This is a genomic window from Nocardia blacklockiae (assembly GCF_015477355.1).
GTDB lineage: Bacteria > Actinomycetota > Actinomycetes > Mycobacteriales > Mycobacteriaceae > Nocardia > Nocardia blacklockiae.
In genome coordinates this window covers 279478-305769 of sequence record NZ_JADLRJ010000008.1, presented here as the reverse complement: position 1 = coordinate 305769, position 26292 = coordinate 279478, and the positions used below count along the sequence as shown (strand labels likewise).

Sequence of the window (26292 nt, the reverse complement as noted above, 5' to 3'; positions counted from 1 at the left end):
TCTGTCCTCCGAGTGGTTCTCGTCAGGCCCCGGGCCGACGGTTGGTGGACGGGGATGCGTTGCCGGACAAGTGGTTTTCGGATTCGAGCTCGGCCTCGAGCACGAAGGTCTCGGCCTCCACGACCACATCCGGCTCCGGGCGGCGGCGGGCGCTCGGCCGGCGCAGGAACACCGCCCAGCACACCGCGGCGCAGACCAGGTAGAAGACCATGAACACCCAGAAGGCGGTGGTGGCGGACTTGGTGGAGGCGTAGGAGGAGCGCAGCACCAGGTTGATGCCGACGCCGCCGAGCGCGCCGACCGCGCCGACGAAACCGATCAGCGCACCCGAGGTGTTCTGCGACCAGGCCGCCCGAGTGGCCGAATCTGCTTGCAGGCTGCGGGATTTCGCGTCGAACACGGACGGGATGATCTTGGTGACCGCGCCGTTGCCGATGCCCGACACCACGAACAGGGCGATGAAGCCGATCACCATGGCCGCCATCACCGCGCCGGTGGGCACGTGGTTGTTGCCGTCGGCGACCGCGCTGGCGACCGCGACCGCGAGGGTGGCGAGCGTCATGGCGCCGAAGCTGTACAGGGTGACCCGGCTGCCGCCGAACCGGTCGGCCCACTTGCCGCCGTAGGGCCGGGTGATCGAGCCGAGCAGCGGGCCGATGAACGCGATCTGCGCGGCGTGCAGCGCCGCCTCGGCGGGCTTGCCGCCCCCGGCCACGAAGCTGACCTGCAACACCTGCCCGAAGGCGAAGCTGTAGCCGATGAACGAGCCGAACGTGCCGATGTAGAGGAACGCGATCGCCCACGACTGCGGCACCTTCAGCGCCGTGATCATGTAGGAGTAGTCGGCCTTCTGGTTGCGCACGTTGTCCATGTAGAGCGCCGCGCCGGTGGCCGCGGTCACCACCAGCGCCAGGTACACCAGGCAGACGACCGAGGCGTGCCCGTAGGCGTTGCCCAGCGTGGCGATGACGGCCAGGCCGATCAACTGGATCACCGGGACGCCGACATTGCCGCCGCCCGCGTTGAGGCCCAGCGCCCAGCCCTTGAGCCGCTGCGGGTAGAAGACGTTGATATTGGCCATCGAGGAGGCGAAGTTGCCGCCGCCCAGGCCCGCGAACGCCGCCACGATCAGGAATGTCGTGTACGAGGTGCCGGGCTGGTTGATGAAGTACAGCGTCAGCAGCACCGGCACCAGCAGCGCGAGCGCGGAGAAGATGGTCCAGTTGCGGCCGCCGAACTTGGCCGTGGCCACGGTGTAGGGAATCCGCAGCACGCCGCCGACCAGCGTCGGGACCGCGCCGAGGAAGAACTTGCCCGCGGTGTCGATGTGGAACACGTCGGCGGGCATGAACAGCACCATCACCGACCAGATCGACCACACCGAGAACCCGATGTGCTCGGCGAACACCGACCAGACCAGGTTCCGGCGGGCGACATTCTTGCCGCCCGCCTCCCATGCCTCGACGTCCTCGGCATCCCAATGCTCGATGTCGTGATTGCGCGTCAGCGTGCTCACCAAAGGCCTCCTGAAATCCGGGATGGCCCCAAGGTAGGAAACGGGTATTGCGCCGATGCTGCGCGAAATGACCGTCAAATCAACGGTTGCTCACGAATATCGGGGGGTGCCCGTGAGAACCGGCCGATTGTTTCGTCCGTGTGACACAACGGTTTCGGCGCGTCAAAAAGCGCCCACCCGACGCCGACGGATCGGTGAGGTCAACGGCGGCAAGTGTTTTGGCCCACACTCACACCCGATGGCCAACATATTGGCCCACACCTCACCGCACGGCAAGTCCTACGGTGAATTCGCGGCGCGCACCGCCCCACCATCCCGCGACTCCCCATTCCCGGCATCCCGGCACGCTTTTCGCCGGGATGCCGGGAGCCTCACCAGGTGTCTTCCAGCATGCGGGGCTTGCACGCCTGCCACGCCCCGGTCAGCAGCACCAGCACCGCCACCGACAACAGCGCGAACGGCGCGCCCCAGCCGCCGGTCACGTCGTGCAGCACGCCGAACAGCAGCGGCCCCACGCAGGCGACCAGGTAGCCGACGCCCTGGGTGAACCCCGACAGCGCGGCCGAGCCGGCCTGCGTGCGAGTGCGCAGATTGATCAGGGTCAGCGCCATCGGGAAGGTGCTCGGCCCCAGGCCCAGCAGCACCACCCACAGCCACGGCGCGGCCATCGGCGCGGTCAGCAGACCCGCGAAGGCGACGAAAAAGCAGACGGCACAGGCGATCACGACCGGGAACGGATTGCGCACGCGCGCCGTCACACTCGGGGCGCCGAGCGCGGCGACCAGACCGATCATCGCGAAGACGCCGACCATGGTGCCGCCGAACGCCGCGGACGCGCCGGCGTCGGACAGGATCTTGGGCAGCCAGGTGAACATGGCGTAGGTACTCAGCGAGGTCATGCCGAACATTCCGGCCATGCCCCACGCCACCGGCGAGCGCCACACCTTGGCCCCGGCGGGCCGCGCCTCGGCCGGCAGCGCGGTGCGGTCGGCCTGATCGTGCCCGCGACGCCCGCGCAGCACGCCCAGCCACGGCAGCGCGGCCGCGAAGCCCACCAGCGACCACAGTCCGAGCGACACCCGCCAGCCCGCCGCGTCGGCGACCGGCACCGCGATCAGCGCCGGCAGCACCGTGCCCAGCTGCACCATGGTGATGTAGAGCGAGCTCAGCACCGCCAGGTGATCGGCGAAGTACCGCTTGACCAGCGGCGGAATCACCACGTTGCCGATGCCCATCCCGGCCAGCGCCAGCGCCGAGAGCACCAGCAGCTCCCAGGTGTCGGGCACGGCCGCGCGGGCCAGCTGTCCCACGCCGGCCATCAGCATCGCCACCAGCGCGGTGCGCTCGAGGCCGAGCCGGCGCACGAAGATCGGCGTCAGCACCCCGGCGAAGGCGAACATGGCGGTGGGGATCATCCCGAATACGCCGACGACGGCCGTCGAGTAGCCGATATCGGCGCCGATCCGCTCGGCCAGCGGGGTGAAGGCGGTGACCGCGAGCCGCAGCGTGAACGCCGACATGAGGATGGCGGCGAACACGAGCAGCCGCCCCTCGATCAACGAGCGGCGGCGCCGGACCTCGGCCGTGGTGTGCTCAACGGTTACCGTCACGTAAAAATCATAGGATGATTGGATGATCGGACGCAAAGAATGTGAGCAGGGGTACTCTGTTCTGCGTGCAGCCCGTCCGTCGCACCAGTCTCATCGCTCAGGTGACCGAGCAGCTGCGTGCCGAAATCCGTTCCGGCCGTTGGCCCGTCGGCTCCCGCATCCCCACCGAGCCGGAGCTGACCGAGCTCACCGGCACCGGCCGCAACACGGTGCGCGAGGCCGTGCAGGCGCTCGTGCACGCCGGGATGCTGGAGCGTCGCCAAGGTTCCGGAACCTACGTGATCGCCACCTCCGACCTGGGCGGCACCCTGGCGAAATACTTCGCCGACGCCGTCGAGCGCGACATCCTCGAGCTGCGGCAGGCCCTGGATACGCAGGCCGCGCGACTGGCCGCGCAGCGCCGCGACGACACCGACATCGCCAATATGCTGCGCTTGCTGGAAGAACGCCGACAGGCCTGGGACGAGGACAATCCGGGAGCCATCGAGGCCGACGTGGAGCTGCACCGGGCTATCGTGGTGGCGAGCCACAACGCGGTGTATCTGGAGTTCTACGATTCGCTGCTGCCGGTGATCGAAGAGGGAATCCGCAGTCGCACAGCGAAATCCGGCGACACCTTCCACGCCGAGCACGCCGAGCTGGTGCACGCGGTGATCGAGGGCGACCCCGAGCGCGCGGCGCGGGCCGCCAACTGTTTCCTCGGCTCCCTCCTCGCCGAGTATCCGGACAAGTAAACGAGTCGTCACCGCGGCGTCGGGGCACGGGTGAGCGTGATTTGCCCGGCCCGTCATCTCGCGCGACGTGTGCGTAACGCCACATTCGTACGGTGGTCGCGACCGCAGGTGGTCCCGCCGTGCACGCGGCCGGGACGCCACGACGAGGGCGGTCGCCCTTCGTGAGAGGAAGCGCCGATGACCACCACCGACGCCGGTGTGCGCACCGAGCCGGACGCAGCCGTCTTCCAGCATCAGACCCGCGGGCGCTGGCTGGAGCACTGGGAACCGGACAACGAAACCTTCTGGGAGAGTGGGGGAAAGCGCACCGCGCGCAAGAATCTGCTGTTCTCGGTGTTCGCCGAGAACCTCGGCTTCAGCATCTGGGTGCTGTGGGCCAGCGTGGTCACCGCGATGGGCCCGGCCGGCTTCGACTTCCTGGCCGGGCTCGGCAAGGGCGATCCGGTCGCCGTGGGCAATTCGCTGCTGCTGACCTCCACCCCGACGCTGGTCGGCGCGGCGCTGCGGATTCCCTACACCTTCGCCATCCCGCGCTTCGGCGGCCGGGCGTTCACCGTGTTCAGCGCCGGCATGCTGCTGCTGCCGACGCTGGGGCTGGCGTGGTTCGTCAACCAGCCGGGCACGCCGTTCTGGGTGTTCATGCTGCTGGCCGCGCTGGCCGGCGTCGGCGGCGGCAACTTCTCGTCGTCGATGGCCAACATCAACTTCTTCTTCCCCGAGGGCAAGAAGGGCGCGGCCCTGGGCATCAACGCGGCGGGCGGCAATCTCGGTGTGGCACAGACACAATTGTTCGTCCCGCTGATCATCACGCTGGGCACCCACCTGATGGCCAAGGACGCGGGCGGCTACCGCTTCGGCATCACCCTCGCCACCCTGATGTGGATTCCGTTCATCCTGGTCGCGATGGTCGGCGCGCTGCGCTACATGGACTCGATCACCGGGGCCAAGGCCGACGGCCGGTCCTACCGCCTGGCGCTGACCAACCCGCACACCTGGGTGATGGCGGTGCTCTACGTCGGCACCTTCGGCTCGTTCATCGGCTTCTCCTTCGCCTTCCCGACCCTGCTCAAGGCCAACTTCCCCGACCTGGCCAAGATCGGCTGGATGAGCACGATCGGCAACCTGGCCTTCCTCGGCGCGCTGGTGGGCTCGATGAGCCGGCCGTTCGGCGGCTGGATCTCCGACCGGCTGACCGGCGGCCGCATCACGTTCTACGTGTTCGCCGGAATGGCGGTGTCGACGGTGCTGATCATGGCCGCGCTGTCGGCGAAAAGCTTTCCGCTGTACCTGATCTCGTTCCTGCTGCTGTTCGTGCTCAGCGGGGTCGGCAACGGCTCGACCTACCGGATGATCCCGTCGATCTTCATCGCCGAGTCCAAGCGCCGCGCCAGCGAGGCGGGCGAGGACACCGCGGCGGCGATGATCTCGGCGAAGCGCCAGGCGGGCGCGGCGATCGGGGTGATCGGCGCGGTGGGCGCGTCCGGCGGCTGGGTGCTGCAACAGGCACTGCGCCTGTCCAACAACCACTTCGGCAGCATGTCGCCGGCCTTCTGGGCCTACGCGGTGGCGTTCCTGGCGATGGGCGCGCTGACGTGGTGGTGCTATCTGCGGTCGTCGTTCGCGGTGCGGCGGGCGCCGTCACTGGCCTACGCGCATGTGTAACGCTTCGCGTTCCCGAACAGATGATCAAGTAAGCGGGTAACGCTCTGTGCCACCGACCGATCCGGCCCTGACCAAGCCGGATCCCCCCGGGCACGGTCGCCGTCGTCCCCCCTGCCGTCGGCGTCCGTGCCCACCCGCTTGTCTCCCCCGCATGCTCAGCCTCACGGCGCTGTGCGCCAGAAATGCGCTGAAGGGCCACTACCGAGCTGTGCGTCAGACGTAACGACTCTGCGCAGAAGGCCACTACCGGGCTGTGCGCCAGAGACGTCACGGCTCTGCGCACAAGGCCGCTGCCGGGCTGTGCCCCAAGGGCCATTACGGCTGCGTCCCAAGGATTTCCGCTCGTGCCGACTCGCTCAGAGCAGCATGCGCGTCATATCGGCCGTGCGCGCGAGTCCCGGGAACGCCTCCGGCGTGGAACGCGGGTGCAGCGCGTGGACCGCGAGCCGAAACATGACCGCCCGCAACACCATCTGCGGCCATTCGGGTAGATCCGACCAGCGTTGGATCAGCCCATCGTCGGCACCGCCCCAGGACAGCGCGTCGACCACGATCACGCCCGCCGCCCACGGCGCCGGTCGCCAGTATGGCGTGAGATCGGTGAGGCCCGGCGTGAGAGTCCCCGCGAACAGCACGGTGCCGAACAGGTCGCCGTGCACGAGCTGGGCCGGGGTGTGCACGGGCTTGCGCAGGGTGGCGAGCTGGGTGAGCAACTCCAGGCTCCGCCGCCCGTCGGGCGAGGTGGCGGGCAGCATCCCGCCCACCTTGAGGCTGCGCAGCGGCACCGGCTCCCACGCGGCCCGGTCCGCGGCGACGAACACGTCGACGTCCACCCAGGGCGCGATCGGCTGCTGAATCAGGAACCGCGGGCGCTCCAGTGTCGCCGTGGCCTGATGTAGTCGCAGCGACACCGACACCACTTCGTCGTGCCGCGGTTCGGGTGTGCCTTCCAGGAACGTGTCCGCGCGCCAGCCCGAGACGACGTAGCGCCCGTCGGTGCCGCGCACCGGCCGGGCCAGTCGCAGGCCGTCGACCTGCAGCGTCTCCCGCACCTTCGCCGACCAGGCGGCGCGGGCGTGGTCGGCCACCGGGGACAGCACCACGTCACCGCAGCGCCATCCGCCGTCCCAGTCGCCGAGCGCGACCGGCGTCACCTCGCGAAGACCGAACGTGGCCCGAACATGCTCGGGAGGTTCCACAGAAGTCACGGCCGTACCGTACTCCCGGACCGTTGTCCACCCAGGAAGCCGCGCCGAGGTAGCGATCAGCACGAGCTAACCCGCCTCTCCGCGTTGCCAACCCGCCTCTTCGCGTGTCAGGCCGCACGGGCAGGTGCCGCGGGACGTCGTGACAGGTCCTGCGCAATTGCCCGGTTACCGCTCGGCCGCACCCGGCGAGTTGCCGTCCACATCCGAATTCCGTTGGTACGCAGGGCAAAATATACGCGATAACGACCTTTCGTACCGGCCGGTTCTCAGGCGCGGGAAGCGGGCACGGAGATCATTCCCCTGCCCGCGATCCGACGAGACGCGCGAGTTCGGGTCAGTACACGGGCAGGCTGGGGTCGATCTGGTTGGCCCAGGCGATGATTCCGCCCTGCAGGTGGGTGGCGTCGGAGAAACCGGCGTTCTTCAGCGCCGCCAGCGCCTCGGCCGAGCGGATGCCGGTCTTGCAGTGCAGCACGATCGGGCGGTTCTGCGGCAGTTCGGCCAGCGCCTCGCCGGACAGGATGCGGTCCTTGGGCACCAGCGTCGCGCCCTCGATGCGCACGATGTCCCACTCCACCGGCTCCCGGACGTCCACGATCGCGACGTCCTTGCCCGCGTCGAGCATCTCCTTGAGTTCGCGCGCGGTGACGGTCGAGCCGGCCGCGGCGGCCTGCCCCTCCTCCGACACCACGCCGCAGAACGCGTCGTAGTCGATCAGCTCGGTGATCGGCTGCCGTTCGGGATCGCGGCGCAGCTTGATCGTCCGGTAGTTCATGTCCAGTGCGTCGTAGACCATCAGCCGGCCGAGCAGGGTCTCGCCGATGCCGGTGATCAGTTTGATCGCCTCGGTCACCATGATCGAGCCGATCGAGGCGCACAGCACGCCCAGTACGCCGCCCTCGGCGCAGGAGGGCACCATGCCCGGCGGCGGGGCCTCCGGGTACAGGTCGCGGTAGTTGATGCCGCGGCCGTCGGGGGCGTCCTCCCAGAACACCGACACCTGGCCCTCGAAGCGGTAGATCGAACCCCAGACGTAGGGCTTGCCCGCCAGCACCGCGGCGTCGTTGACCAGATACCGGGTCGCGAAGTTGTCGGTGCCGTCGACGATCAGGTCGTATTCGGCGAACAGCTCCACCGCGTTCTCCGGCTCCAGCCGAATCTTGTGCAGCCGCACGTCGATTCCCGAATTGATCTCGAGAATCGAATCGCGCGCGCTGTCGGCCTTGCTGCGGCCGATATCGGATTCACCGTGAATGATCTGGCGCTGCAGATTCGACGCGTCGACCTCGTCGAACTCCACGATGCCCAGCGTGCCCACTCCGGCCGCGGCCAGATACAGCAGCGCCGGCGAACCGAGGCCGCCCGCGCCGATCACGAGCACCTTGGCATTCTTCAGTCGTTTCTGACCATCCACGCCCAGATCCGGAATGATCAGATGGCGGCTGTAGCGGGCGACCTCATCCTTGGTCAGCTCCGCAGCCGGCTCGACCAATGGCGGCAGGGATTGTGGTGATGACACGTCCTGGACTCCTCGAATCGAATTCGCCGATTACACCCGTGCAACACCGCGAATCGGACCGTTCTTCCCCGTCCATCGTGCCGTACCGGCCGCCTCCTCAGCCGCGCGGGTACGGCCAGGGGTTGAACCGGCATTTCTTGCCGTCCATCGGCACCACGCCCTGCGGATCGAGCGCGGCGATGTCGTTGTTGCGGGTGCCGAAGGTCTGCTGCATCATCACCGGCGCCAGCCCGCCGTCGGTCTCGCACGGCTGGTGTTCGTGATAGCCGATGGCGTGCCCGACCTCGTGGTTGATCTGGTACTGCCGATACGAGCCGATATCGCCCTCGAAGGCCGACGCCCCGCGCACCCAGCGCACCTCCGAGAGCACCACCCGGCCGAGGTCGGCGTTGTAGCACGAGGAATCGAGGGGGATCTCGAAGCCGCACGCGGTTTTCGTGGTCTGCCGCGAGGTGAGCGAGATCCGGAAGTCGGGCTCGCCCGAGTCGATGCGGCGGAAGCCGAATTTGGGATCGTGGGTCCAGCTCTTGGGATTGGCGAGGGTCGCCTCGACCATCCGCGCCACCGCCTCGTCGCCGCCGAGCGCGGCGGTGTCCACGCCGTCCTCGACCTCGACCGTGTAACTGAACAGATGTCCCTGCGCCGCGCCCACCTGTGCGGAGGTGCCGCGCACGAGATGCCAGGAGCCGGTGCCTGTTTCGGCGAACCTGCCGCCGTCGGGCAGCGCGCCGGTGGACAGTTCGGCGGAGAACTTGCCGTCTCCCTTCGGCGGCGCGCCGATGATGCCGGCCTTGTCGTCGTGCTGGCTGAGCCGCCCGAGTCCGGGGCCGCCCGCACCGACCGCGTCGCCACCCCCCTTGACAGCATCCACCACCACCAGCACCGTGATCACCAGCAGCACCGGCAGCGCGTAGGCCCGCCAGCCGTAGGTGGAGACGAAGCGGCCGAGCACGCCCCGCTTCTTCGCCTCGCGTTCCGCCCGCGGCCGGCCGCTGAATTCCTCGGGCACGGTCGGGTTCCAGCGGGCCCGCAGCGGTTCCTGCGCGGGGTCCGTGCCGTCCTCGGGAAAGGCGTGCGGAAAGTGGTCGTCGCCGGGGCGATAGCCGCCGCCGTAGGGGTTGTTCGCGCTGGTGTAGCGGCCGTGCCGGTCGAAGATCCCGCTTTCCGGCTCGATCTCGCGGCCGGTCGCCGGTTCGTCGCCGCGCGCGGTGAGGGCGGACCCGGGGCGGCCCGAATCCCGCGCGCCGGTCGATCTGCCCCGTTCGTCGGTCACTTCACCAGCGTCTCACAACCGCTCCGACCGCACGTCACAACCCAACTCCGGCCGCCCAGGGTTGCGATATTTCTCACGGCTGTGCGAGATTGCTCTCGTAGAGCATTTACTGGCAAGTTGCCAATAGAGGTGCCGTCGACGAAGTGCGCCATCCGTAGCCCGCACTTCGCGTATGGTGCACCGAGCATCAGCGAGGTGAGCCAGGTGCGGGTATCGTTCGTGGGATACCCGTGCACATAACTATTTTTCCGCCGGGAATCGATTGGGAGAACCGAAATGACAGACCTCGTGGACCGGATGACGTCGCGCAGACTGTCGTCCGAGGCCATGCCGAGCAAGCGCGGAACCCGCCTGCCCCGCGATGCGCGCCGTGCCCAACTGCTCGCCGCGGCCAGCGAGGTCTTCGTGCTACGCGGCTACCACGCCTCCGGTATGGACGAGATCTCGCAGTGCGCCGGAGTCTCCAAACCCGTGCTGTACCAGCACTTCTCGAGCAAACTCGAGCTGTACCTGGCCGTGCTGCAGAACTATATCGACGCGCTGGTGTCGAGTGTGCGCCAGGCGCTGCGCTCGACGACCGACAACCGCCAGCGCGTGCGCGCCGCGGTGCAGGCCTACTTCGATTTCGTGGACCACGAGACCCAGGGTTTCCGGCTGGTCTTCGAGTCGGACCTGACCAGCGAGCCGCAGGTGCAGCGCCGGGTGGAGCAGGCCACCGAGGCGTGCGTGGACGCGGTGTTCGACCTGGTCGCGCACGACTCCGGGCTGGACCCGTACCGGGCCCGGATCCTGGCCGTGGGCCTGGTGGGCGCCAGCCAGATCACCGCGCGCTACTGGCTCGAGGCCGACCGCCCGATCCCCAAGGAGGAGGCCGTGGACACCACGGTCGCGCTCTGCTGGGGCGGACTGTCGCGGGTGCCGCTGCACCACTGAGTCACCGACGAAAAACGCGGCGAAGCGGAATTCCGCTTCGCCGCGTTTTCGCTGTCGGGGAATTACACCGCCGCGAAACCCACGCGGCCGCTGGTCGACGTGCCGATTTCCACGTAGGCGACCTTGGCGGCCTGGATCAGGTATTTGCGGCCCTTCTCGTCGGTCAGCGCCAGCACGCCGCCGGTACCGTCCAGCGCGCCGGACACCAGCGCCTCGACCTCTTCCGGGGTCTGCGAACTGGTGATCACCAGCTCACGCGGGCTGTCCGAAATACCGATCTTGACCTCCACGGTCGACCTCCTAGAGTCCTGATGCTGTCCTGCTCAGGCTAATGCAGGACGAGGGGGCGAAGTTAACGCTGTCGGCGAACGACGAGCCGCGCTCGGCTAGGCCAGGCCCAGCACGCGCATGCGCTCGGCGTGCCTGGTCTGCATGCGCTCGAACAGCGCGGCGATGCCGTTGAGATCGCCGGTGGCGATGAGGACCAGCTCGGTGAGTTCGTCGCGCTGGGCCATCACGTACTGCGCCTGGGTGATCGCCTCACCGAGCAGGCGGCGACCCCACAGGGTGAGCCGGTCGCGCTCGGAGCGGCTCTCGGTGACCGCGCGGCGCACCTCCTCGACGACGAATTCGGAGTGGCTGGTCTCGGCGAGCACGTCGTGCACGACGCCGGCCACCTCGGGCGCCAGCGCGTCGGCCAGCACGGTGTAGAAGTCGGCGGCGATGCCGTCGCCGACGTAGAACTTGACCATCGATTCCAGCCACGTCGACGGGTCGGTCGAGTCGTGGTAAGCGTCCAGCGCGCGCACGTACGGCGCCATCGCGTCGAACACGTCCACGCCGCGCTCGGCCAGCGCGCTCTCCAAGGTGTCGAAGTGGGCCATCTCCGCGGCCGCCATCTTCGCCACGGCCACCCGGCCGCGCAGCGACGGGGACAGCTTCGCCTCCTCGGCGAGCCGATAGAACGCCGAGATCTCGCCGTAGGCGAGCACCGCGAACAGGTCCAGGACACCGGGGTGGTCGGCGGGAATGCGGGCGGCGGATTCGTTCGAGACACCCAGCGCGGCAGACGGGTTTACTCCCATGTCCCCCACCCTAGTCGGGGCCGCGGCGGCCGCGTGATCGTCACGCCCGATCCCGCAGAAACTTTTCGAGGTAGGTCCAGGTGGTGTCGCGGGCGGCCGGTCCGGTGAGTATCCCGAGGTGGCTGCCGGGCGCGGTCTCGTAGCGCACCTCGGACGCGCCGGTCAGCGTGGTGACGCCGTGCTCGACCGCCGCCGCCGGCGTGATCACGTCGTCGGGGCCGCCGACCAGCAGCACCGGCGCGGTGACATCGGCCAGCGCGAGCGGCTCGCCGAATCGCACCACGCCCCGGCCGATGTCGTTGGCCAGGATGAACCGGCTCCACAGCTGGTTGTACAGCCGGCCCGGATAGCCGGGCAGCTGCGACTGGAAGCGGTCGACCGTCTCCATCCGGCCCAGCGTCGCGCGGTCGGTCAGGTTGGCGGCGATGAACAGCGGCCGACGCAGTTCGCGCTCCCACGAGGTGGCCCGGTAGGCGAGCCGGGTCAGCGGCGCCGGCACCCCGCCCGCGGCGCGGATCAGGTTCGAGGTGGCCATGCCGCGGGTGAACCGGGCCAGCGCCCGCACCTGTGGCACGCCGGTGACCTTGTCGTAGTCCAGCGGCGAGCCGATCGCGGTGATCGAGCGGATCGGCAGCGCGGCGTCCGCGGCGGCGGTCAGCAGCGCGAGCACGCCGCCCAGCGACCAGCCGACCAGATCCACGGGCGCACCGTCGCGGTCGGTGGAGACGCGGCCGATCGCGGCGGGCAGGATGTCGTCGATCCAGTCCTCGAAGCCGAGGCGCCGGTCGGCGAAGGTGATCTCGCCGTAGTCGATCACGTACGGGTGCCGGCCCGACTCGAGCAGGAATCGCGCGACACTCTGATCCGGCCGCAGATCGAAGCAACTGGCCGGGGCGGCGAGCGGCGGGACGAGCAACACCGCGGCGTCGTCGGTGCCGATCGGGTCGGCGGCGGAGCGCTCGAATCGCAGCAACCGCCGGTGCGGCTCGTCCCAGAGCACCGTGGCGGGAGTGGGCGCGGGTTCCTCGATGCCGTCGCCGAAGGTCAGTGCCCACGCGTTGCGGGCGGCGTCGGTCACGGTGTCTGCCAGACTCACGGGCACAAATCTATCCTGTGACACCGCGTCTCACATATGTGGGATCGGCCACCGTGTCGCCGCCGCGACGCGCCCGGGAAATTGCGCCGCGACGCTCGAAACGCATTGCGCGACAGCGGCGCACACGCAAGCTCGGGAGGGTACGGCGAAGCGTCCGGCTAATACCTCCGGAGGATCGACCGGAGCCGGAAATCGGGTTCAAGAAACTATCACGCTACAATCTGCGTGGGCAACGGAAATTCACCCCACTTGCGACACCGATCGCGACCGGGCCGGAAGACCGTCGTCCACGGAAAATTGTGCGCGCACCAGATCCGCACCACCACCGCGCCGCGCCAGGTCGATGCCATCACGGTGTCCCGCAGCGGCTCGGGTGGGAACACTGCCGGATACGTGGTCGTCGCGGACCGACGGGGTCCGCCTCACGCCTCGTGCGCGCGAGATGCGATTTACACGAGGAAAGGCACGAACCTGAGCAAGATCACTGTCGAACAGGAGCCGGGGCTGTCGGAGACGCTGCTGACGGCCGAACTCGACCCGACTCACACCGCCCCCACCTTCACCGAATTGGGAGTGCGCCCGGAAATCGTCCGCGCACTCGGCGAGATCGGCATCGAACGCACTTTCGCCATCCAGGAACTCACGCTGCCGCTGGCGCTCGCCGGTGAGGATCTCATCGGGCAGGCCCGCACCGGCATGGGCAAGACCTTCGGATTCGGCGTGCCGCTGCTGCACCGCATCGCCACCGCCGATTCCGGCACCACCGCGCTGGACGGCACGCCGCGCGCGCTGGTCATCGTGCCGACGCGCGAATTGTGCGTCCAGGTCACCTCGGATCTGGAGAACGCGAGCAAGTACCTGACCAATCACCAGGGCCCGCTGCGGGTGGCCTCCATCTACGGCGGCCGTCCCTACGAGGCGCAGATCGCCGCGCTGCGCTCGGGTGTCGACGTGGTCGTCGGCACGCCCGGCCGGCTGCTGGATCTGGCCGAGCAGCAGCATCTGATCCTCGGCAAGGTCGGGGTGCTGGTGCTGGACGAGGCCGACGAGATGCTCGACCTGGGCTTCCTACCCGATATCGAGCGAATCCTGACCATGGTGCCCGAGCAGCGTCAGACCATGCTGTTCTCGGCGACCATGCCGGGCCCGATCATCACGCTGGCCCGCACCTTCCTGCACAAGCCGACGCACATTCGCGCCGAGGAGCCGCACGATTCGGCGGTGCACGACCGCACCGCGCAGTTCGTCTACCGCGCGCACGCGCTGGACAAGAGCGAGCTGGTGGCGCGCATCCTGCAGGCCGAGAGCCGCGGCGCCACCATGATCTTCACCCGCACCAAGCGCACCGCGCAGAAGGTCGCCGACGATCTGGCCGAGCGCGGTTTCGCGGTCGGCGCCGTGCACGGCGACCTCGGGCAGATCGCCCGCGAGAAGGCCCTGGACAAGTTCCGCAAGGGCAAGATCGACGTGCTGGTCGCCACCGACGTCGCCGCGCGCGGCATCGATATCGACGACGTCACGCACGTGGTCAACTACCAGTGCCCCGAGGACGAGAAGACCTACGTGCACCGCATCGGCCGCACCGGCCGCGCCGGGCGCACCGGTGTCGCCGTCACGCTGGTCGACTGGGACGAGCTGAACCGCTGGGCGTCCATCAATTCCGCCTTGGATCTGGGTATCCCGGAGCCGGTCGAGACGTACTCGCGGTCCCCGCACCTGTACTCCGACCTCGGCATCCCCGAGGGTGTGAGCGGCACGCTGCGGCGCAAGCCCGCCCGGGACGAGGACGCCGTGGTCGTGGAGCGCGAGCAGCGCGCCCCCCGCAAGCGCAATCGCAAGCGGACCGTGCGCGGCCGGCCGATCGACCGCCCGGAGGGCGAGAACGGCTCGGAGGCAACAGCTTCCGATGACGCCGCCGCGGATTCGACTGCGGTACAGGGCGGTTCCGACGCCGACGACGCCGACAAGCCCGCGCGCCGTCGCCGCCGACGTCGCCGCAAGCCGGGCGAGGGTGGAGACGCCGCAGCGGACGCTTCGAACGACCAGGCCGACGCGGCGAGCGACGGCGAGTCCGACCAGGCCGACACGGACGCCGACACGCCCGAGAAGCCCGCGCGGCGCCGTCGTCGCCGCCGCAAGCCGGCAGGCGAGTCCCCCAGCGGCTCCGACGAGGCCCACAACGGTTCGGCCGCCGACTCGGACACGGCCGTCCGCACCTCGGCCTGACCCCGCCGCCCGATGCCGGGACCCACTGCGGGTCCCGCCGCCTGGATGTCGGGACTCACCACGGGTCCCGTCGCGCGGATTCGGGACTCACTGCGGGTCCCGTCGCGCGGATTCCGGGCCTCTCCACGGGTCCCGTCGCGCGGATTCCGGAACTCATCACGGGTCCCGTCGCCCGGATTCCGGGACCCATCACGGGTCCCGCCGCCCGGATACCGGGGCGCGCGGTGGGTCCCGGACCGGAAAGCGGGCATCAGCCCGGCCGCTCGATGCCGTGGTGAGAACCGGACGCTCGATCCGCTACCCTCGCTGACGTGCTCGCACCCGAGCGGCGGACGCGCGCCGATATCCAAGCCGCCGTCGCGATCGTCGTCGTTCTGGCGATCGCGGCCGTGGTCGTGTGGGTGCGCAGCGATGCCCGGAGCACGGTGTCGCAGACGGCCGTCCAGGCGGTCGCGGTGCCCACCACGGCGACCGCGCTGCCGCAGACGCTGCGCGAGCTGTGGCACCAGCCGGACGCGGCGACCGGTCGCGCGCTGGCGTCGAGCGGACTCGCGATCACGGGCGACGGCGGCACGGTCACCGGCCGCGATCCCCGCACGGGCGAACAGGTCTGGAAGTATCAGCGCGATCTCCCGCTGTGCGGGGTGGAGAGCCAGTTCGGCACGGTCGTCGCCACCTTCCTCGATCAGCGCGGGTGCAGCCAGACCGCCCTGCTGTCCGCCGACACGGGCGCGCGCCGCACCGCCCGCAGCAGTTACATGGACCGGCGGGTGAAACTGTCGGTGGACGGCACCTACACGCTGGCGCTGGGCTCGGACCGGCTGGAGATGTGGCGCTCCGACCTGGTGCGCACCCTCGAATACGGTTACGTGGACGCGCCGGTCAACGTCCGCACCCAGCCGCGCAAGAACTGCACGCTGCTGTCCGGCGGTTCCAGCACCACCCGCCTGGCGGTCCTGGAACGCTGCCCCGACGAGGCCGCCGATCGCCTGACCGTGCTGAATCCCGCGCCGAAGGACAACAGCGTGCCCGAGGAGTACGGCTCGCACGTGCTCACCGAACCCGGCGCGGTCTCGGACCAGGCCCGGGTGATCGCGGTGTCGGATACCAGGATCGCGGTGTACCTGCCCGGAACCGCCACCGAGGCACCGGAATTCGCGATCTACGACCAGGCCGCCACGCCGGTCGCCGCGCACCGGCTCAGCGCGCCGCTCACCGGCGACCTCGCCGCCACCCGGGTCGGCTCGGCCTACCTGGTCTTCACCGGCAACAGCGTGATCGCGCTGAACGCCACCACCTTCGACCCGATCTGGACCGCGTCCGACGCCCTGGGCACGCCCGCGCTGATGGCGGGGCAGCTGCTCATGCCGGTCGCCGACGGCCTGGCCGTGGTGGATCCGGCGAGCGGCGCGCAGGTCGGCCGAATTCCGGTGCGGCGCAGCGATTATCACGGCGAACCCATCTCCCTGGCCGTCATCGGCAGCACGGTCCTGGAGCGCCGCGGCGACGCGCTCTACGCACTCGGCTGATCGTCTTTTTTGCGGAATCACTGCGAAACCGTTGCTTTTGTGTGACGTTCGTCATAGGTGCGCCCGCTCGAGCGAAGATCGCCTGTGCGGGGCGCGCACGGACCTTGCCGGAGGTTCGGCGCAGGCACCCGGATGAGGAGTTTTGCGATGAACGACACCGGGACACAACGCGGGCGCAATCGGTGGCGGCGGCTCGCGGCCGTCGCACTGGCCGTGGCCACCGTGGCGCTGGCGGGTTGCGGCACCGGCGGGGGCGGGTCGGCCGCCGTCACCTACGACGAGGCGAAGAGCTCCGGGAAGATCAAGGTGGGCTTCGCGAACGAGGCGCCGTGGGCCTATCTCGACAAGGACGGATCGCTCACCGGCTACGCGCCCGACGTCGCCCGCGCGGTGCTGAAGAACCTCGGGATCGACGAGATAGAGGGCGTGGTCACCGATTTCGACGGCCTGATCGACGGGGTGCGGGCGAACCATTACGCCTTCGTCGCCGCGGGCATGTCCATCAAGCCGAAGCGTTGCGAGAGTTCGGATTTCGCCGATCCCGATTTCCAGGTCGGGTCCGCGTTCCTGGTGCCCGCGGGCAATCCGAAACATATCGAGAAGTTCACCGACATCACCGCGTCCGGCGCGAAGATCGCGACCCTCGGCGGCGCGGTGGAGAACGGATTCGCCGAGCAGGCGGGTGTGCCCGGCGCGCTGATCGAGCCGATGGCCAAACAGGACGACATCCTGCGCGCGGTCCGCAACGGCGACGTCTACGGCGCCGCACTGCTGGATGTCACGGCGAAATGGCTGGTGAAGAACAACCCGGGCACCGGGCTCGAGGTCACCCCGACGATTCAGGCCTCCGACAAGCCGGAGGTCGGCACCTTCAATTTCCGCAAGGGCGACAACCAGTTCCGCGACGACTTCAACCGCGAACTGCGCAAGCTGCACACCAGTGGCGAGTGGCTGCGCATCGTCGAGAAGTACGGGCTGACGCAGGCCAACGAGCCGGCGCCCACGATGACCACCGAGCAGTACTGCCGGTGACGCTCCCGTGTCCGGCAATTTCGACACCTATCTCGAGCGCATCGCGGCGGGGCTGCCGTTCACGCTCTGGGCGACGGTCGGCGGCATCGCACTGACGGTGGTGCTGTCGTTCGCCGCCGGTCTCGCGATGCTGTCGCGGCGGCGGCTCATGCGGGCGGTGGCGCGCGTCTACGTGGAAGGGTTTCGCGGCAGTTCCGAAGTGGTGCAGCTGTTCTTCTTCGCGGTGGCCGTGCCGATCTTCTTCGGGGTGCGGATCGGCGCCACCGCGCAGAGCCTGTTGCTAGTCGGCATCGTCGTGCTCGGGCTCAATCACGGGGCGTACGGCGCGGAGATCGTCCGGGGCGCCGTCGATTCCGTGCCGCGGGCGCAGATCGAGGGCGCTGTCGCGTTGAATCTCTCTGCCCCGCAACGGCTGTGGCGGGTGGTGCTGCCGCAGGCGGTGGTGGAGATGCTGCCGCCGTTCAACAATCTGTTCATCCAGTTGCTGAAGGCCACGGCGTTGCTGAGCTTCATCGCCGTGCCCGAGATCTTCAAGAAGGCGGACGAATTGCGTGCCGTGCCCGCCTTCGCCGACGAACTCGGGCTGATCTACGCGATGGAGCTGGTCGTCTATCTGGTGATCGCGGTGATCATCACGATGGTCATGCGGGTGCTGGAGCGGCTGGCCGCGCGCCGGGTGGGGCGCGCACCGGTGCGGCGGCGCGGGCGGTTGTCGATGGCGGTGGGTGCCTGATGCAGAAGTGGCGCTGGGACAGGTTCTTCGAGGCGTTCCCCTACATCTGGGACGGCCTGCGGGTGACGGTCGAGTTCACGCTGCTCGGGTCGCTGGTGGCCTATACGCTGGGGTTGCTGTTCGCCGTGCTGCGGCGGCTGCGTATTCCGGTGGTCGACCAGATCCTCTGGGCCTTCATCGAATTCGTGCGCAGCACACCGCTGCTGGTGCAGATCTTCGTGCTGTACTGGCTGGTGCGGCCGGAGCTGCTGAGCGGGCTGCCGACCGACGTGCAGCGCTTGGTGGTCGGCGTGACGGCGCTCGGGGTGCACTATGCCTGCTACACCTCGGAGGTGTACCGGGCCGGGATCGAGGCCGTGCCGCAGGCGCAGTGGGAGGCCGCTCGCGCGCTGAACCTGCCCCGGACCCGCACGTGGACCGATGTCGTGCTGCCGCAAGCGATTCCGCGGGTACTGCCGGCGCTGGGCAACTACACCATCGCCATGTTCAAAGAGGTGCCGCTGCTCTCGGCGATCGTCGTGCTGGACATGGTCTATCAGGTCAAGACCGAGTACGCGGCCGATATCGGCGGGGCGGGTCCCGAGGCGTGGCTGGCCGTCGGCCTCACCTTCTTCGCGCTGAGCTATCCGTGCTCACTCCTGGTACGAAAGTTGGCACAGCGTGTCGGAACACTCTGAGGTCTCGCCCCTGATCCGGTTCACCGACGTGGTGAAGCGCTACGGCGCGAACACCGTCCTCGACGGGCTCGACTTCACCGTCGCGCCAGGCGAATTCGTCACTCTGATCGGTCCGTCGGGGTCCGGGAAGACGACCATCCTGCGGCTGCTGATGACCCTCGAGCGGGTCACCTCCGGCACCATCGAGGTCGGCGGGGAGTACCTGAGCCACATGCGCCGGGGCGAGCGGCTGGTGCCCGCCGACGAGGCGCACCTGCGCCGCGCGCGCCGCCGGATCGGGATGGTGTTCCAGCAGTTCAACCTGTTCCCCAATATGAACGTGCTGCGCAACGTCACCGAGGGCCCGGTGCGCAGCCTCGGCAAGCCGAAGGCCGAGGCCGAGGCGCGCGCCCGGGAGCTGCTGGAACTGGTCGGCCTGTCGGACAAGGTGACCGCGCGGCCCACCCAGCTGTCCGGCGGTCAGCAGCAGCGGGTGGCGATCGCCCGCGCGCTCGCGATGGACCCGTCGGTCCTGTTGCTCGACGAGATCACCTCCGCGCTGGACCCCGAACTCGTCGCCGGCGTCCTCCGCCTGCTCGAGGACATCGCCGCCACCACCGACATCACCTTCCTCTGCGTCACCCACGAAATGCAGTTCGCCCGCGACGTCTCGCACCGCGTCATGATGTTCGACAACGGCCGAGTCATCGAGCAGGGCGAGCCGGAACACATCTTCACCGCCCCGGAGAACCAGCGCACCCGAGATTTCCTCCGCGCGGTCCTGGACAGGTCGTGAGCCGCGCCCGTCGTCCCAGTACGCTCCACCGTCATCCCGGCACGCTCCACCGTCATCCCGGCACGCCCCACCGTCATCCCGCCACGCCCCACCATCATCCCGCCACGCCCCACCATCATCCCGCCACGCCCCACCGCCATTCCGGCACGCCCTTGGCCGGGATCCACCGCCCCGCACACAACACTCCCTGACCGCGCCCCACCTCCGGTCCGGCATGATCGACGGCATGGGCGACACAGACTTCCGGCTGGTACTCCTGCGCCACGGGGAAACCGAATGGTCGCGGGCACGCCGGCACACCGGGCGCACCGACGTGCCGCTGACGCCGCTCGGCGAGGAGCAGGCCCGCGCGGCCGCCCGCCTGCTGAGCACCCTTGACCTGCACGACCCGCTCGTACTCACCAGCCCCAAACAGCGCGCCGTCCGCACCGCCGAACTGGCCGGGCTCACCGATCCCCGCACCGACGCCGACCTGCTCGAATGGGACTACGGCGACTACGAGGGCATCACCACGCCGGAGATCCAGCAATCCGTCCCGGGCTGGACCATCTTCACCGGCGAGGTGCCCGGCGGCGAATCTCGCGCCGAGGTCCAGGCCCGTGCCGACCGGGTGCTGGCGTCGGTCGAGCCGGCGCTGCGCGAGCGTGATGTGGTCCTGGTCGGCCACGGCCATTTCTCCCGCGCCCTGATCGCCCGCTGGGCAGGCTTCGACGTCCGGGAGGGCCGGCGCTTCTTCATGTCCACCGCGGGCGTCAGCGTCCTGGGCCACGACCATCAGGCCCGCACCGTCCTGGCCCACAACCTGGTCCCCACCCTCGACGGAGGTGTCCGATGATCCGCCGCGCGACCCCCGAGGACGTCCCCGCCCTCGTCGGCCTCGTCCACGACCTCGCCGAGTACGAGAAGGCCCGGCACGAATGCCACCTCACCGCCGACCAACTGCACACCGCCCTGTTCGGCCCGAACCCGGCCCTCTTCGCCCATGTCGCACAACGTGATTCGGACGGCGAGGTACTCGGTTGCGCGATCTGGTTCCTGAACTACTCGACCTGGACCGGCACCCACGGCATCTACCTGGAAGACCTCTACGTCAAACCGGAAGCCCGCGGCCTCGGCCTCGGCAAGGCCCTCCTCGCCGAACTGGCCCGCGAGGCCGTCACCCGCGGCTACCACCGCGTCGACTGGGCCGTCCTCGATTGGAACACCCCCTCCATAGACTTCTACAAATCCCTCGGCGCCACCCCCCAAGACGAATGGACCGGCTACCGCCTACAAGGCGAACCCCTGAACCGCCTGGGCCAGTAGCCCTTTCGCTCGGCCACCCGCGAGTTCTGTTGCACCCCCTCCCACCGAACGGTACCGTCGACCCCGACCGAGCAGGGCGGGGAGCCGGTCCGACCCGGCCGAACCACCGTGACCCACCGGCGAGAGGATCACATGATCAGCCGGGGCCCGGTAACCACAACACTCGCCACCATCACCGCACTCGCTTTCCTGACCGGGTGCGGGTCGTCGACAAACGGTGACCCGCAGCCGACCGGTACCGCCACCGATACCGGCTCGACACTGGCGGCGGATGTCCCTCGCGGGTACGACCCGTGTAACGGAGTCCCGCAGGCAGTCCTGGACTCCGAGAAGTTGCACGGCAAAGAGAATGCCGACAATCAAGCGAGTGGCGGAATCAAGTGGCGGGGATGCATGTGGGTCCGCAGCAACGGTTACACGGTGTCCATTCGCACGACCAACCTCACTATCGACGCGATTCACGGCAAGAACTTTCCTGAGACACAAGACCTACAGGTCGGTGGCCGCAAGGCGGTCTCGTCGCGCCAGTTCGATGGGCCCTCGATGAACGAGGCATGCACCCTGAACACCGAACTGCGTGGCGGCACACTGGAATTCAATGTCGACAATCCACCGTCGAATCCGGATACCGGGCGTCTCGACGCGTGCCAGATCGCCCGGACGCTGGCCGAGAAGGTACTGCCTTCCGTGCCCGCCACAGCGTAGAAGAAGCATCAACCGGGAGGGGACCTACGATGGCCGACGGCGATACACCACCCGCGCCACCGCGACCGTTGACAGGAGTGCTGGACAGCGCCAAGGAGGGGAACATAACCGTTCGGATGGACTTGGAGAAGTTCGTCTACATCGATCGTGACTGCACCTTCTTCAAGGACAGCATCCGAAAAATCCAGCAGCGCATGACACTCATAGCCCAGCAACAGCATTGGGGCCTCGGCGAGGGCCACGTGGCCGACGGTGACCGCGACCTGATCTCCGCCAAGACAATGGTCGGCCGCTGGCGCCAGAAAGCACACGGCAGTCCCAACAGCGTCCACGCGGTCCTCGAATCCCACTGGCAGACCGTGGACGACTTCCAAACCCTCTTCCGCACCATCCGGGAGAACATCACCGGCGTCGACACCGACGCCGCCGCCCACTATCGAGACCTGGAAGCCACACTCCCCCAGCAGAACCCCGCACCACAGCGCTGGCTCGGCGCGGGCCTGCCCTTCGAGTTCTGAGGTCGTCTGGTGACCAGGGAGAACGAAGGGAAGAAGATTCCCGGGGCCGGGGAGAATGTGTTCGGGTGGAGCCGGGGGCAGATCGAGGATGCGTTTTCGCATCTCGATACGGCCGATGCGCAGCGGCAGGCGCAGCAGTACGGGTCGGCGGCGACGTATTGGGATCAGGGGCTCGAGACGTTCAAGCGGTCGGTCCACGGGTCTATCGCCGAGGCTTGGGAGGGGGCGGCGGCGGAGTCGGCGAAGCGGGCTATCACGCAGTATGTCGACGAGGCGGTGAAGCTCACCGATCTGCTGTCCAGTCTGAGCACCGATATCAAGGCGGCCGCCGACAATATCGTGCAGACCAAGAAGAACATCAAACCGGCTGCCGCACACTCGTGGACGGCGAATATCCCGTTCTTCGGGCGGGGCCGGGCGGCCGAGGAGGAACGGTCGCGCAATCAGGCGGAATCCGAGTCGCGCCAGGCGATGCTCGACCACTACGTCACGCCCTTCGGAAAGCTGGACGAGAACGTCCCGCTGCTTCCGCCCAGTTTCAACCCGACGCAGCCGGGCGGCGTAGTGCCCGGCGGCGATACTTGGCGGCCGGGCGGCGACGACAGCGGCAACCCGGTCCCTGGCGGCACCGGTCCCAACGGAACCCAGGAACCGAAACCCGAGAACGGGACCGGTTCGGAAGAACAGCAGTCCGGCAGCCAGGACGGCCGGGAATCACCCGGCTCCGACGATTCGCGCACGGAAACGGCCGGTGCCGACCCGAATGCCGCAAGCCCGGCAGGCACCGGCGCAGGCGCTTCGACCACGGCCGCCGGTGTGTCGCCGAGCGGCGTCACCGGTGGCGGCCACACGGGCGGGACGAGCGGCATGGGCGGCTCCGGACCGACACCCGGCGGCGGACCCGGCCGCAGCGTGCCCGGCACGGGAGTGCCTGGCGCAGGGTGGAATCCGGCCGCGGCGGCCGCGCGCGGCGGGGCGGGGACAGCCGGCGCACCGGGCATGGGCGGCATGCCAGGTATGGGCGGCGCGGGCCGCGGCAAAGGCGAGGGCGACGAGGATCGGGATCACAAGACGCCCGACTACCTGATCAACGCCGCCAACGCGGAGGAACTGCTCGGCGAGACGCCACGGACGATTCCCGGCGGCGTCATCGGCGGCGACTATGGGGACTCCGGTCGGACCGACCGCTGACCGACCGCACGACCAGGGATTGTGAATGTCTGAATGGGTTTGGGAGCCGGACGATTTCGCGGTGCTGTGGTTCAGTGACGCCAACGACCGGATCCCCGGTCTGCTGCGTTACACCAGCCGCTTCGCCCTGCGAGACGATTTCGAGCGCCACAGATCGACCGTCCGCGCACGGTACGACAGCGACGAGTTCGAGCGCATCGAACTCGCCCTGCACACCCTGACCACCTCCGATATGCGCATCGAAATATTCGGCGGCACAAGCAGATACCAGGGCAGCGACGGCACGGTGCGCATGTACCGAATCATCGGCGCCCGCAACATGTACCACGCGGCGATCCTGCACCAGTTCACCCAGGGCGAGATCGACGGCCGAATCAGACTGCAACTGTGCCACCCCGACACCCTGGCCTCCCGGACAGCGGCCGTAGTCCCCGCCCGCGAGCCCGGCACCCACCCACCACTCACCGTCCATCCCGACGACGTCCGCGACGGACGCCGTTCCAGCACAGGCAATTCCGCCGCCGAACGCTACCGCCGACTGCTGTCCGGCCCCGCCGACGGCAACGGCTCCGCCGAACTCCTGGTCGGCCCCTTCAACACCGACCCGCAACCCTCGAACGAGGTGCAGTGGTGCGACCTCCCCGACGGCCGCTACCTCCGCACACAGGGCGAACACCTCACCCTCCGCCCCGCCACCACCCAAGACCTGGCCGCACACTTCCACGCCTGGTTCGAACGCGCCATAGCCCTCCAACGCGAGCAAGAGTACGAACCCTGGTGACTACCAGTTGGTTTCATTGCCAACGTCCGAACTCTGGTCGCGCCAACTCGGCCCAGAGGACAGTTCGCCCTCCGGCTCGGTGTCGTCCGCACCGCACGCTTCGTTGTTCGATCTCGGCGGTGACGAGCTGGTCGGAAGTTGATACCAGCGCGGCGTTCTCGGCGGAATCGTGCAGTTCGACGATCAATCGAGCGGCGGAGAGAACGCGTAGACGGAGCGTCATCCGGGTGGGATAGCCGAGGCCATAGGCCTCGACGGCGGCAACGAACGAGCGGCACATCACTTGCGTGACCCCGTCCGCGTCGTGCAGGACGTCGCCCCACTGCCATCGAAACAGGCTATTGCGCACAAACATTCGCGCAACCGGCAAAGCGGAACGCTGGGCCGAGAGATCGAGCTGTTCGGCACCTGCGCCGGGCAGAGTGCCCGGCGGCGGCAGGCCGGCCGCGCCACCGATCCTGGTGGCGAGATGCACGGCCACCTTGGCGAGCTGACCTGAGAGAAAGGCGATTTCGCGATCGCTCAACGTTTGCACAGCCACATCCAGGTCGGTGTGACCGCAGCTCACGATCCGACGCAGCTCCGCGAGTAGACCCGCGTCCGGCATCTCGACTCCCGTATCCGAGTTTTCGGCCAGCCTGCATCGGCACGGCGATTTCTGGTCCGGCCATGACGGAACATTCAATTGCGACTTCGCAGAGAGCAATTCAACTCCCGATATGCGGTGCGTCGGCGGGCACCAGCCGACCACATTCGATGAGACGTGCTTTGGCCTGCAACTTCAGTGGGCACACCGAAATTGGACAATCGATATGAAGTTGCATGACGACGTGCGCGTATTCAGCCGACATCACCTGTACCGCAAGGTGATTGGTCAAAGGCAGACCGTATGACATGATGTTCTCCGAAGGCATTGAGGGCGCGTTCCGATTCGAGTACACACCCGTGGGTCCGGGAAATCACGCTAACGGCAGGCGATTTCGGGCGATTTCCGCCGGACTTCCACCACGGAGACCATCGCGAGGAAGTCGCCGATTGCGGACTTCCAGAAAACCACTCACTGAGTAGCGAGGCTAACGAGATGAGCGTTGCCGGAAGTACACTCGCGCGTCGCGCCCTGGGTCGCGAGCTGCGCCGCCTGCGGCTGGAGAAGGGGATGTACCAGGCGGAGGCGGCGCGGCTGGCGGAAACCTCGGCGCAGTCGATCTCCCGCTTCGAAGAGGGTCGATCCACCCGCATCACCAGCCTCCAGGTGAACGCCCTGTGCGATGCGTACGGGGCGACAGACGAGGAGCGGCGAATCCTGTTGGGGCTCGTGCAGGAAATACGAGCAACACGTGAGTACGGCGGTCGTTGGTGGCGGGCCTACGTGGATGCCGAGACACCGGAAGGTTTCGATCACTACCTGTCGCTGGAGGAAGCCGCCTCACGACTCACAGCTTGGAAGACAACCATCATTCCGGGCCTATTGCAGACGCCGGAGTACCGGCGGGCGCTGGCGTGGTCGGAAGTCCCCCAGCTCTCGCCCGAGGCCATCGAGGGACGTCTCGAGATCGCAGCTCACCGACAGCTTCGGCTGAACGACCCGGATTTCAGAGCAGATATCCTGCTGTCCGAGGCAGTCTTGCACGACCAGGTGGGCGGGCCGGGCGTGATGAAGCACCAACTGCACCATCTCGCGAAAGTTGCAGAGCGCCAAAATGTTTCGCTCCGGATCGTTCCGTATGCCTCCGCCACTCATCTCGGATCGCTCACGGGTTCGTTCATCCTGCTCGAATTTCCGAATCTTCCCCAGTCCAAGCTCAACGAGCCCCCGATCGTCTACGTCGAGGGGTATGTGGGCGACTTGTACCTGGAGCGGGAGAGCGAAGTCCGGCGTTATCGGGCTGCTTTGGCCGAGATCGCCCGTGTAGCATCGGGTTCGGCCCAGTCGAGGCAGCTGATCCTGGACGCATTGAGGGAGTACGAGTGAACATCGACCTTTGCGGGGCACGGTGGTTCAAGTCGAGCCGTAGCTCGTCGGGCAAGGAGTGCGTCGAGGTGGCATACCTGAGCGGTGGTGCGGTCGGGGTGCGAGACTCCAAGGACCAAGCCGGCGCGGCACTCGTCTTCACCCCTGGTGAGTGGGACTCCTTCGTGGCGACGGTCCGGAAGGGCGATCTCGGCTGACAAGACCGCGTTCTC

Annotated in this window: 26 protein-coding genes; 17 read left to right on the top strand and 9 right to left on the bottom strand. The window is 68.3% G+C overall.

The features are described 5' to 3' along the window. Nucleotides 1–22 precede the first annotated feature (22 nt). Together IU476_RS24680 and IU476_RS24675 are read right to left on the bottom strand one after the other, a co-directional pair. Nucleotides 23–1516: a nitrate/nitrite transporter gene (locus IU476_RS24680; protein WP_438944062.1), complete on the bottom strand. Its 1494-nt coding sequence runs from the start codon at nt 1514–1516 to the stop codon at nt 23–25. Nucleotides 1517–1887: 371 nt separating this feature from the next. Further along, nucleotides 1888–3036, bottom strand: a complete 1149-nt coding sequence (locus tag IU476_RS24675) for an MFS transporter (protein WP_195104015.1) — start codon at nt 3034–3036, stop codon at nt 1888–1890. Nucleotides 3037–3191: 155 nt separating this feature from the next. On the opposite strand from IU476_RS24675, the gene IU476_RS24670 reads away from it, so the two are divergent. Further along, the gene (locus IU476_RS24670) at nt 3192–3860 is read left to right on the top strand and encodes a FadR/GntR family transcriptional regulator (protein WP_195103848.1); all 669 of its coding nucleotides are present in this window, start codon (nt 3192–3194) and stop codon (nt 3858–3860) included. A gap of 177 nt (nt 3861–4037) precedes the next feature. Next, entirely contained in the window at nt 4038–5522 is a 1485-nt protein-coding gene (locus tag IU476_RS24665) for an MFS transporter (RefSeq protein ID WP_195103847.1), read from the top strand. A gap of 356 nt (nt 5523–5878) precedes the next feature. On the opposite strand, the gene IU476_RS24660 is transcribed toward IU476_RS24665, so the two are convergent. The 3 genes from IU476_RS24660 to IU476_RS24650 form a co-directional block, all read right to left on the bottom strand. Further along, nucleotides 5879–6730, bottom strand: a complete 852-nt coding sequence (locus tag IU476_RS24660; RefSeq protein ID WP_195103846.1) for a TIGR02569 family protein — start codon at nt 6728–6730, stop codon at nt 5879–5881. A 334-nt stretch (nt 6731–7064) separates the two neighbouring features. After that, nucleotides 7065–8249: an adenylyltransferase/sulfurtransferase MoeZ gene (gene moeZ / locus IU476_RS24655; protein WP_195103845.1), complete on the bottom strand. Its 1185-nt coding sequence runs from the start codon at nt 8247–8249 to the stop codon at nt 7065–7067. A 97-nt stretch (nt 8250–8346) separates the two neighbouring features. Next, a complete protein-coding gene (locus IU476_RS24650) occupies nt 8347–9522 on the bottom strand; it encodes a DUF3152 domain-containing protein (protein WP_438944061.1) in 1176 nt (391 codons plus the stop codon). A 276-nt stretch (nt 9523–9798) separates the two neighbouring features. On the opposite strand from IU476_RS24650, the gene fasR reads away from it, so the two are divergent. Further along, nucleotides 9799–10455 carry an HTH-type transcriptional activator FasR gene (gene fasR / locus IU476_RS24645; RefSeq protein WP_195103844.1) on the top strand — a complete coding sequence of 219 codons (657 nt, stop codon included), beginning with the start codon at nt 9799–9801 and terminating at the stop codon, nt 10453–10455. Between the two features lie 62 nt (nt 10456–10517). Here fasR and IU476_RS24640 read toward each other — a convergent pair whose 3' ends face one another. The 3 genes from IU476_RS24640 to IU476_RS24630 form a co-directional block, all read right to left on the bottom strand. Beyond that, nucleotides 10518–10745 (bottom strand): DUF3107 domain-containing protein, encoded by a 228-nt coding sequence (locus IU476_RS24640; protein WP_195103842.1) that lies wholly within the window; start codon nt 10743–10745, stop codon nt 10518–10520. A 96-nt stretch (nt 10746–10841) separates the two neighbouring features. After that, nucleotides 10842–11540: a ferritin-like fold-containing protein gene (locus IU476_RS24635; protein WP_195103841.1), complete on the bottom strand. Its 699-nt coding sequence runs from the start codon at nt 11538–11540 to the stop codon at nt 10842–10844. Between the two features lie 40 nt (nt 11541–11580). Beyond that, nucleotides 11581–12636, bottom strand: coding sequence for an alpha/beta fold hydrolase (locus IU476_RS24630; RefSeq protein WP_195103840.1), 1056 nt, complete (start codon nt 12634–12636; stop codon nt 11581–11583). Between the two features lie 447 nt (nt 12637–13083). Here IU476_RS24630 and IU476_RS24625 point away from each other — a divergent pair, with 447 nt between their 5' ends. The 12 genes from IU476_RS24625 to IU476_RS24570 all read left to right on the top strand — a co-directional run bounded on the left by IU476_RS24625 (nt 13084) and on the right by IU476_RS24570 (nt 24108). Beyond that, nucleotides 13084–14862 carry a DEAD/DEAH box helicase gene (locus IU476_RS24625; protein WP_438944066.1) on the top strand — a complete coding sequence of 593 codons (1779 nt, stop codon included), beginning with the start codon at nt 13084–13086 and terminating at the stop codon, nt 14860–14862. Nucleotides 14863–15173: 311 nt separating this feature from the next. After that, nucleotides 15174–16391 carry an Rv3212 family protein gene (locus IU476_RS24620; protein ID WP_195103839.1) on the top strand — a complete coding sequence of 406 codons (1218 nt, stop codon included), beginning with the start codon at nt 15174–15176 and terminating at the stop codon, nt 16389–16391. A gap of 147 nt (nt 16392–16538) precedes the next feature. Beyond that, nucleotides 16539–17423, top strand: a complete 885-nt coding sequence (gene ehuB, locus IU476_RS24615; RefSeq protein WP_195103838.1) for an ectoine/hydroxyectoine ABC transporter substrate-binding protein EhuB — start codon at nt 16539–16541, stop codon at nt 17421–17423. Between the two features lie 7 nt (nt 17424–17430). After that, the gene (locus IU476_RS24610) at nt 17431–18156 is read left to right on the top strand and encodes an amino acid ABC transporter permease (protein ID WP_195103837.1); all 726 of its coding nucleotides are present in this window, start codon (nt 17431–17433) and stop codon (nt 18154–18156) included. Next, on the top strand, nt 18156–18833 hold the full coding sequence (gene ehuD, locus IU476_RS24605; protein WP_195103836.1) for an ectoine/hydroxyectoine ABC transporter permease subunit EhuD: 678 nt from the start codon (nt 18156–18158) through the stop codon (nt 18831–18833). The genes IU476_RS24610 and ehuD overlap by 1 nt, the downstream gene beginning before the upstream one ends. 10 nt (nt 18834–18843) lie before the next feature. Further along, nucleotides 18844–19608 (top strand): ectoine/hydroxyectoine ABC transporter ATP-binding protein EhuA, encoded by a 765-nt coding sequence (gene ehuA, locus IU476_RS24600; RefSeq protein ID WP_195104012.1) that lies wholly within the window; start codon nt 18844–18846, stop codon nt 19606–19608. Between the two features lie 226 nt (nt 19609–19834). Then, the gene (locus IU476_RS24595) at nt 19835–20443 is read left to right on the top strand and encodes an acid phosphatase (protein ID WP_228824213.1); all 609 of its coding nucleotides are present in this window, start codon (nt 19835–19837) and stop codon (nt 20441–20443) included. Continuing rightward, on the top strand, nt 20440–20913 hold the full coding sequence (locus IU476_RS24590; protein WP_195103832.1) for a GNAT family N-acetyltransferase: 474 nt from the start codon (nt 20440–20442) through the stop codon (nt 20911–20913). Before IU476_RS24595 ends, IU476_RS24590 begins: the two co-directional genes overlap by 4 nt. A gap of 132 nt (nt 20914–21045) precedes the next feature. Then, the gene (locus tag IU476_RS24585; RefSeq protein WP_195103830.1) at nt 21046–21618 is read left to right on the top strand and encodes a DUF3558 domain-containing protein; all 573 of its coding nucleotides are present in this window, start codon (nt 21046–21048) and stop codon (nt 21616–21618) included. 116 nt (nt 21619–21734) lie between these two features. Beyond that, nucleotides 21735–22136 carry a hypothetical protein gene (locus IU476_RS24580; protein WP_195103827.1) on the top strand — a complete coding sequence of 134 codons (402 nt, stop codon included), beginning with the start codon at nt 21735–21737 and terminating at the stop codon, nt 22134–22136. 9 nt (nt 22137–22145) lie between these two features. Next, entirely contained in the window at nt 22146–23327 is a 1182-nt protein-coding gene (locus IU476_RS24575; protein WP_195103825.1) for a hypothetical protein, read from the top strand. Nucleotides 23328–23352: 25 nt separating this feature from the next. Continuing rightward, nucleotides 23353–24108, top strand: a complete 756-nt coding sequence (locus IU476_RS24570; protein ID WP_195103823.1) for an ESX secretion-associated protein EspG — start codon at nt 23353–23355, stop codon at nt 24106–24108. A 13-nt stretch (nt 24109–24121) separates the two neighbouring features. On the opposite strand, the gene IU476_RS24565 is transcribed toward IU476_RS24570, so the two are convergent. Next, the gene (locus IU476_RS24565) at nt 24122–24715 is read right to left on the bottom strand and encodes a hypothetical protein (protein WP_195103821.1); all 594 of its coding nucleotides are present in this window, start codon (nt 24713–24715) and stop codon (nt 24122–24124) included. A 474-nt stretch (nt 24716–25189) separates the two neighbouring features. Between IU476_RS24565 and IU476_RS24560 the strand changes: the two genes are divergently transcribed. Continuing rightward, the gene (locus IU476_RS24560) at nt 25190–26080 is read left to right on the top strand and encodes a helix-turn-helix domain-containing protein (RefSeq protein WP_195103819.1); all 891 of its coding nucleotides are present in this window, start codon (nt 25190–25192) and stop codon (nt 26078–26080) included. Further along, nucleotides 26077–26277, top strand: coding sequence for a DUF397 domain-containing protein (locus IU476_RS24555; protein ID WP_195103817.1), 201 nt, complete (start codon nt 26077–26079; stop codon nt 26275–26277). Before IU476_RS24560 ends, IU476_RS24555 begins: the two co-directional genes overlap by 4 nt. Nucleotides 26278–26292: the final 15 nt, after the last annotated feature.

What these genes read in the sequence shown, in the direction of transcription:
- IU476_RS24635 (WP_195103841.1), bottom strand. Translation starts at nt 11,540, where the DNA reads ATGGGAGTAAACCCGTCTGCCGCGCTGGGTGTCTCGAACGAATCCGCC.
- IU476_RS24665 (WP_195103847.1), top strand. Translation starts at nt 4,038, where the DNA reads ATGACCACCACCGACGCCGGTGTGCGCACCGAGCCGGACGCAGCCGTC.
- IU476_RS24585 (WP_195103830.1), top strand. Translation starts at nt 21,046, where the DNA reads ATGATCAGCCGGGGCCCGGTAACCACAACACTCGCCACCATCACCGCA.
- ehuB (WP_195103838.1), top strand. Translation starts at nt 16,539, where the DNA reads ATGAACGACACCGGGACACAACGCGGGCGCAATCGGTGGCGGCGGCTC.
- IU476_RS24675 (WP_195104015.1), bottom strand. Translation starts at nt 3,036, where the DNA reads ATGTCGGCGTTCACGCTGCGGCTCGCGGTCACCGCCTTCACCCCGCTG.
- IU476_RS24560 (WP_195103819.1), top strand. Translation starts at nt 25,190, where the DNA reads ATGAGCGTTGCCGGAAGTACACTCGCGCGTCGCGCCCTGGGTCGCGAG.
- fasR (WP_195103844.1), top strand. Translation starts at nt 9,799, where the DNA reads ATGACAGACCTCGTGGACCGGATGACGTCGCGCAGACTGTCGTCCGAG.
- IU476_RS24590 (WP_195103832.1), top strand. Translation starts at nt 20,440, where the DNA reads ATGATCCGCCGCGCGACCCCCGAGGACGTCCCCGCCCTCGTCGGCCTC.
- IU476_RS24570 (WP_195103823.1), top strand. Translation starts at nt 23,353, where the DNA reads ATGTCTGAATGGGTTTGGGAGCCGGACGATTTCGCGGTGCTGTGGTTC.
- IU476_RS24595 (WP_228824213.1), top strand. Translation starts at nt 19,835, where the DNA reads ATGGGCGACACAGACTTCCGGCTGGTACTCCTGCGCCACGGGGAAACC.
- ehuD (WP_195103836.1), top strand. Translation starts at nt 18,156, where the DNA reads ATGCAGAAGTGGCGCTGGGACAGGTTCTTCGAGGCGTTCCCCTACATC.
- IU476_RS24580 (WP_195103827.1), top strand. Translation starts at nt 21,735, where the DNA reads ATGGACTTGGAGAAGTTCGTCTACATCGATCGTGACTGCACCTTCTTC.
- IU476_RS24565 (WP_195103821.1), bottom strand. Translation starts at nt 24,715, where the DNA reads ATGCCGGACGCGGGTCTACTCGCGGAGCTGCGTCGGATCGTGAGCTGC.